The sequence below is a fragment of the Thermoplasmata archaeon genome, from assembly GCA_038729465.1.
Taxonomy (GTDB): domain Archaea; phylum Thermoplasmatota; class Thermoplasmata; order Thermoplasmatales; family ARK-15; genus JAVRLB01.
Map to the genome: position 1 here is coordinate 1 of JAVYRZ010000037.1, position 7,130 is coordinate 7,130.

Here is a 7,130-nt window from a genome sequence, read left to right on the forward strand (position 1 = left end):
GGAAGATTTAGTTTATGCACTTGTAAAAGACCTGGTTGAAGGGGGAAACACAGACATAATATTTGTGTTAGAGAAGAAAAAAGCTGAAAATTTAGAGTATATTGCAGATGGAGTAATATTATTAGAGCAGGATCTTTATGATAATCGAAAAATAAGAATCTTGTCAATTGAGAAACTGAGAGGCATCGAGACAAAATTTAAAAAATACCTTTTCACATTAAAAGATGGAAAGTTTTACATATTTTCACAAATGATAGATATAGAGTGCAAAAAACATTTTGAAGTACCAATATCTGTGAATGATAACAAGTTTAGTACAGGCATTAAAGATCTGGATGATATATTAGGTGGAGGATACAGCTATGGATCGGTAAACTTAATAGAGTACGGTGAAGGTGTAGGATTGCATAGCCAGCTACTAAAATTGCCTATAATTGCAAATGCTGTAGTTTTAGATCGAGGCGTATTAATGGCCTTACCAACTGGATACTCAATTGAAGAAGAAAAAGAGAGATATAACATATATATAAATGATAAAACAAAAGTAGACACTCACATAATCTTTTTAGATTATACCAGATCAAGCAGTGATAAAGAGAATATAATTTCGCTTGGCAGCCAGAACAAAGAAAAAACAGGTGCGTTGATACAGCAAGCGATAACCAAGCTCAAAACATTTGGTTCACCCGTATTTTACCTTATTTCGATTGGAGTAATTGAGAAATATAGGGGAACATTAGCAATTCAAGAAATAGTAGAGTTTATAAACAATATTATAGATAATAAAGACATAGGAATTTTAACTTTACGGCCGGGAGTTAAGAATAAAACCCAGATTATGAACATGGCAAGCACGCATATCAGGGTAGTATTAATAAACAATACCTTATGCTTATACGGAATAAATCCCAAAACAAACATATATGTAATAGAACCGTGGGAGTGCCATTTAACACAACGCTTTTATAAATTGATATCAATTATTTAGCTATCATCTCTAATCAGCCAGCTACTGTTCTGTAAAGTTTCTATAATTTTCAGATTATTTTTCAAAATGAAAAATAACTGCTTTAAGGCTTAGCCGTATTACTTTAACGATTTAAAGCAGCTTTAAAAATATACACTTTTTAATTTAAATAACAGACGTTTATTATGATTTATCATGGTTAAAAAAAAAGTAAACTTGAAAATATATGGTATGACATGCGAAGATTGTGCTATTACAATAACTAAACACCTTAACGAAAAAGATGGCGTGAAAGTACTGAATCTATCATTTTTAAATGAGCATGGCACCATAATTGTGGATACTGACAAAATATCTGCAGAAGAAGTTTTGAAATTGCCAATATTTAGTGGCAAGTCACATTACAGAGCCATGTTAGAAGATGATCAAAAATGAAAGACTACGATCTCATAATTCTGGGTGGCGGCTCTGCCGCGTTTTCAGCAGCGATCAAGGCTGTAGAGTTTGGAGCGCATGTTATGATCATAGAAAATAATGTAATTGGAGGAACCTGTGTAAATAGAGGATGCATACCGAGCAAGAACCTTTTATGGGCTTCATCGCTGTTTGGAAACTTTGCAATTAATAATTTCAAGCAGATAAAATTAAATGGCAAGTATGACCTGAAAAAGCTGATAGAGCAGAAAGATGCGCTTGTGTCAAAGCTTAGAAAAGAGAAGTACGAGAATCTATTAGGATACTATCCCAATATCCAGTTTGTGAAAGGCACTGGCAAATTTGATGGACAATCTATAAAAATTGCAGATCGCACTTACAGCGCGAGAAAATACATAATAGCAACAGGCTCTTTGCCGCATGTTCCAGGCATTGATGGCATTTCAAAAATTAATATATTGACCAGCAATGAGCTGTTGAACATGAGCAAAGTTCCAGAGAGCATAGGCATAATAGGAGGTGGCTACATCGCACTGGAAATGAGTATGTATCTGAGCTGGCTAGGCTCAAAAGTTACAATATTTGAGAGAGGAGAAAGGCTATTGAAAAAGTACGATGCAGACATGTCAGAGGCTGTAGAACAGTATCTTAACAAGAACGGTGTGAAAATACTGAAAAATGTCACGTTTCATAGAGTGGGAAAACTAAAATCACAGAATGAAATTGATATAAGCGTAAAAAGAGATTCACAATCCTTGTTTTTTGAAGCTCTGTTAGTCGCGTCTGGAAGAATACCTAATACCGAAAACATAGGATTGAATACAGCGACTGTAACTGTTGATGATCACGATGCTGTGATAATAGACAAAACATTAAAAACTTCAAATCCCGACATTTACGCTGCAGGAGATGTAACAGGCTTAAATATGCTCGTTACAGTAGCTGCAAAGCAAGGTGCTGTAGCTGCTGAAAACGCGCTTTTTGGGCAGGATCTCGAGATCGATTATAATCTAATACCATATGCGATATACACAGATCCTCAGATTGCTGGAGTGGGGTTGCTTGAAGAACAAGCTAAAAAGAAAAATATTATATACAATGTTCGAACACTGACCAATGTGCTAGTTCCAAAGGCAAATACCATGCGCCATACTGCTGGATTTGTAAAGATGCTCACTGACAAGGAAGATCACATCATCGGGTTTCATGGATTTGCACCTTACATATCAGAGTTTGTATCAGAAGCCACGCTAGCAATCAAGTATCGGATGACTCCTGAAGAGTTGGCAGAGATCGTGCATCCGTATCCAACAATGTCTGAATCACTGAAGATGGTCGCACAATCATTTTCTAAAGATATGTCAAGGTTAAGCTGCTGTGCAGAATAACTGTTTTTTTCACAATTTTGATTTTTTGTTAAGTTCCAGCACGGTTCTTACAAACTGCAGATACTCATCTTTTATAGAATAGTACGTGTATTTCCATTCTTCTCTTTTTTTGAGCAGTCCTGCATTATACAGTTTTTGAAGATGCAACGTGATTGTAGGCTGTGCAAGTTTGAACGAAGGTATGATCTCGCAAGCGCACAGCTCTCCGTATTTGTTAAGAGCATATAATATAGCAAGCCGCGCTTTGTTTGCAAGCGCTTCAGTTATTTGCTCCACAGACTCAAAATCTTCGATTTTTACAGGCGTTATCTTTTTAAGGTTACAATACTCAACATTGTTCATATTGTTAATCTATAATGTCACAATGATATTAAACTTTTTTCTGATTTTCTAAATTTTTCAAGTCTGCCCAGCTGAACCCAGACCAGCAACAACATTAACGGTATTTCTAACAATGGCCCTATCGCTGTGGCTATTGGCACAAACGGGTACTTGGAAAACGCAACTAAGGCAATGGCTATTGCCACTTCAAAGTCTCGCGCAGAAACTGTGTATCCGATCGCTGTAGAGTCCTGATAATTGTATTTGAGCTTTTTTGCTGTAAAATAGCCAATGTGAAACAATATAAAATAAAACGAGAGCATCACTATTGCCATCATCCATATGAGCGATGGATATTCTATGATTCCATACCCTTCGCTCCAGAACATCACGATTATTGTAAACAGCAGCGCTATAGTCTGCACGTTTCCCAGCACGTTCAGAACCTTTGAAAAATATGGTTTTTTGTGCATTAACTGCCTGGTCAATACACCTGCAATAAGCGGCAGCGCCAGATACAACAGCACACTCTCCAGTATCAGCGAAGGCTCTATTACAACGCTAGTTCTCGCAAGTATGTAGACAAGAAACGGAGTTGTAATGATCTGGATAATCGAGTTCCAAGCTACAAAAGACACTCCCAGCGCCAGATTGCCCTTTGAGAGATCTGTCCATACCATTACCATAGCTATGCATGGTGCCACGCCCAATAGTATCACACCCACAACCACCTGATTTGCAACGTTCATGCTGATCAGTCCCATGCGGTAAAATATCAGGTCGAAAAATAGGTATCCGAGCCCTGCCACAAGAAACGGATCTATCAGATAGTTCAGTGCCAGCATCAGCCCCACGCTCTTTATGTTTGTTAGACTTTTTGCAAAATCGCGCATTCGCACTTTCGTCATGGCCGGATAGATCATGAAAAACAGGCCTACAGGTATGCCGTACGTGGCCACAGCATCACTCGCACTCTTTAAATGTATTCCAAGCTCCAATCCCAGTACAATAGCAATGACTACAAATAATGGAAATAGTATTGTTTTTAAGCCAAGTGTTTTTCCAATGCTCGTCATACTACTCCCTTGCAAATTTCAACAGTTCTGGCATAAATAAATACATCTGAAAATGCGTTTTTGCAGACAGTATACGATCCGAGGTCCTTATTACAGGCACATCCACGTATATTGCGTTCTTGCGCTCTATTTCATCTTTTATAGACGGGTGTCCGGTAACCTTTTTATTTGAGAGCAGTCCTGCCTCTGCGAGTATCAATGGTGCATGGCATATTGTTGCAAATTTTGTGGAGTTACTCATGTTCTTGATGATCTTTATGGTGATAGGATTTTTTAACAGGTTTGCCGGCGAGTTTGCACCTGGCATATAAATCAAGTCATAATGATCCATATCTTCAGTGATAAGGTTAGTAGGCCTGATCCGATCCAGGTCGTACACACCAGAATATTCACGATCTTCATATGCTAGCACGTCAAAATCTATATGCTCTTCTTTAAACCTGTAATAAGGGATCCATAACTCTAGGTCATGATATCCATCATCGATCATTATTCCTATCCTCTTCATAATTCTGTCATTACATTATAATATTTAAATTTAACTATTTAATAAATTGTCATTTCTCTGTTGATAAATAATAATATCTAATAACTATAATAAATTTTATGATAATAGCTCGAGTTCTAACCTTCCATGAAAAAGGTTAAGTTTGCAACATTATTAATTATTTAATTTTTTCATCGAATATTAAAACAAAAGCTAATAAATGTATATAAAAATAATAAAATATTAGATATTTATTCACTTCTTTATGGCTGGTAAAATGCTATCTGTGAAAAATAAATTTAATAACGAGACAATAAGAAAGATAAAAGAAACAAATCTTACTGATGCCAAAAAGATTCTTGATAATGCTCTGATAGCTTTTAAGAAAAACTCCATGTTACCCGCATTTAAGAGATATGATTTTCTTCTAAATGCATCTGAACAAATAAATAAAAAGCAAGATGAGCTAGCAAGAATAATTGCCATGGAGGCAGGTAAACCAATAAAATATGCAAGAAAAGAAACTAAGAGAGCATCATTTACAATTAAAAGTTCGGGAGAAGAAGCGAAGAATATACACGGAGAAACAGTACCTTTGGACGTTGAACCAAGAGGGCAAGATAGATTTGCATACTATATACGTGTTCCGATAGGACCGATTTTCTCAATAACTCCATTTAATGATCCATTGAATCTTGTAGCTCACAAAATAGGACCGGCACTAGCTGCTGGCAACTCAATAATCAACAAACCAGCAACACTCACGCCCCTTTCATCTTTAAAATTGGGAGAAATAATTGCAGAAAGTGGTTTCCCCGAATACTCTTTCCAGAATATAATCGCTGGTGGAGGTTCTGAAGTTACTAAATTTTTCCTCAATTCTGACTTTATCAAGAAAGTTACTTTTACTGGTGGAATTGAAGCTGCAGACAGTTTGATTAAAAGTGCAGGGCCAAAAAAATACTCGATGGAACTTGGTAGCAATTCACCAGTAATAATTTGCGAAAACTCAGACTGGAAAAATAACATTTCTTCAATCGTTGATGCAGCATTTGAATCACAAGGTCAAAATTGCATTCATGCCCAGCGCATTATTGTCCAAAAAAATGAATATAATGAATTTGTGGAAGAATTCATTAAATCCGCTCGAAAATTGAAAGCTGGAAATCCACTAGATGAAAGCACAGACATTGGCCCAATGATAAGTGAAGGAGAGGCAAAAAGAGTGGAAGGCTGGGTGGACTCAGCAGTTGATGAAGGTGCTGATATACTAATGGGCGGCAAAAGAGAAGGTAGTATTTACTTCCCCACAGTTCTAGATAAGGTAAATAATAAATCAATGGTATGGAAAAATGAGGCTTTTGGCCCTATTACGATAATTAAGAGCTTTGATGATATTGATGAAGCTTTAAACCTGGCAAATGATACTCAGTATGGATTGCATGCTGGAATTTTTACTTCTGAAATAAAAACGGTTATGAAAGCAATTGATGTGCTAGACTATGGAACTATACTCGTTAATGACACTTCTGACTTCCGGATAGACACTATGCCATTTGGAGGCATGAAAAAAAGTGGTATTGGAAGGGAAGGTATAAGGTTCTCTATAGAAGAGATGACCGAAATAAAACTGGTAATATTAAAAAAATAGCAAAAGTCTTTAAATTTTTATTTGTTTGTATAAATATGGACTATATTTAATATAAATAAAAAAGTGCAAGGATATAATAAGTAAGATCATAAATAAGGTAAATACTCGATAGCAAATTTTATATTTTTATATATTATATTAATTAACATGGCAACTAAAAAATTTGACTTTGATGAAGTAATTGATCGTAAAGGAACAGGATCTGTTAAGTGGGATTTTTTAGCTCAACGTTTTAGCTCAGATGACCTGTTGCCACTATGGGTGGCAGACATGGACTTTCGAGCGCCTAAGCCTCTTGTAGATGCCTTAACTCGACGTGCACAACATGGAATATATGGCTATTCAAATTTTACGTCAGCATACTATGATGCAGTCATAAACTGGTACAGACGAAGATATGACTGGAACTTAAAAAGAGAATGGATGGTATTCACTCCGGGAGTAGTTCCGGCAATCAGTCTTGCAGTCAGAGCCTTTTCTAACCCTGGAGAAAAGATTATTGTTCAAACTCCTGTCTACTATCCGTTCTTTAAGTCTATAGAATCAAATGGAAGGTATCTTTTGAATAACCCCTTAATATTAAAAGACGGACACTACGAAATGGATTTTGAAGATCTCGAAAAAAAGGTCAGGGATCCAAAAGTGAGAATGATTATTCTTTGTAATCCTCACAACCCAGTTGGAAGAGTCTGGAAGAAGGAAGAACTTAAAAGATTGGGAGATATCTGCATAGATAATGGTATTTTAGTAATCTCCGATGAAATACATTCTGACATACGCTATCCGGAAGTTGACTTTACCAACT

At 36.3% G+C, this 7,130-nt stretch carries 8 protein-coding genes; 5 read left to right on the top strand and 3 right to left on the bottom strand.

From position 1 onward, the window contains the following. From QXQ25_06830 to merA, 3 genes are all read left to right on the top strand, one after another. Window positions 1–988, top strand: a 988-nt coding sequence (locus QXQ25_06830) for an ATPase domain-containing protein (protein MEM0161413.1), incomplete at its 5' end; no start/stop codon positions are given. A gap of 174 nt (window positions 989–1,162) precedes the next feature. After that, window positions 1,163–1,402 carry a cation transporter gene (locus QXQ25_06835; GenBank protein ID MEM0161414.1) on the top strand — a complete coding sequence of 80 codons (240 nt, stop codon included), beginning with the start codon at window positions 1,163–1,165 and terminating at the stop codon, window positions 1,400–1,402. Then, a complete protein-coding gene (gene merA / locus QXQ25_06840; protein MEM0161415.1) occupies window positions 1,399–2,790 on the top strand; it encodes a mercury(II) reductase in 1,392 nt (463 codons plus the stop codon). Before QXQ25_06835 ends, merA begins: the two co-directional genes overlap by 4 nt. A gap of 9 nt (window positions 2,791–2,799) precedes the next feature. On the opposite strand, the gene QXQ25_06845 is transcribed toward merA, so the two are convergent. From QXQ25_06845 to QXQ25_06855, 3 genes are read right to left on the bottom strand one after another with little or no spacing between them, the layout of a single operon-like run. Beyond that, window positions 2,800–3,132 carry a metalloregulator ArsR/SmtB family transcription factor gene (locus QXQ25_06845; GenBank protein ID MEM0161416.1) on the bottom strand — a complete coding sequence of 111 codons (333 nt, stop codon included), beginning with the start codon at window positions 3,130–3,132 and terminating at the stop codon, window positions 2,800–2,802. Window positions 3,133–3,149: 17 nt separating this feature from the next. Then, window positions 3,150–4,187, bottom strand: coding sequence for a bile acid:sodium symporter (locus QXQ25_06850; protein MEM0161417.1), 1,038 nt, complete (start codon window positions 4,185–4,187; stop codon window positions 3,150–3,152). Between the two features lies 1 nt (window position 4,188). After that, the gene (locus QXQ25_06855; protein MEM0161418.1) at window positions 4,189–4,695 is read right to left on the bottom strand and encodes a DJ-1/PfpI family protein; all 507 of its coding nucleotides are present in this window, start codon (window positions 4,693–4,695) and stop codon (window positions 4,189–4,191) included. Between the two features lie 244 nt (window positions 4,696–4,939). Between QXQ25_06855 and QXQ25_06860 the strand changes: the two genes are divergently transcribed. Together QXQ25_06860 and QXQ25_06865 are read left to right on the top strand one after the other, a co-directional pair. After that, window positions 4,940–6,325, top strand: coding sequence for an aldehyde dehydrogenase family protein (locus QXQ25_06860; GenBank protein ID MEM0161419.1), 1,386 nt, complete (start codon window positions 4,940–4,942; stop codon window positions 6,323–6,325). Window positions 6,326–6,472: 147 nt separating this feature from the next. Then, on the top strand, window positions 6,473–7,130 hold a 658-nt coding region (locus tag QXQ25_06865), incomplete at its 3' end, for an aminotransferase class I/II-fold pyridoxal phosphate-dependent enzyme (GenBank protein MEM0161420.1).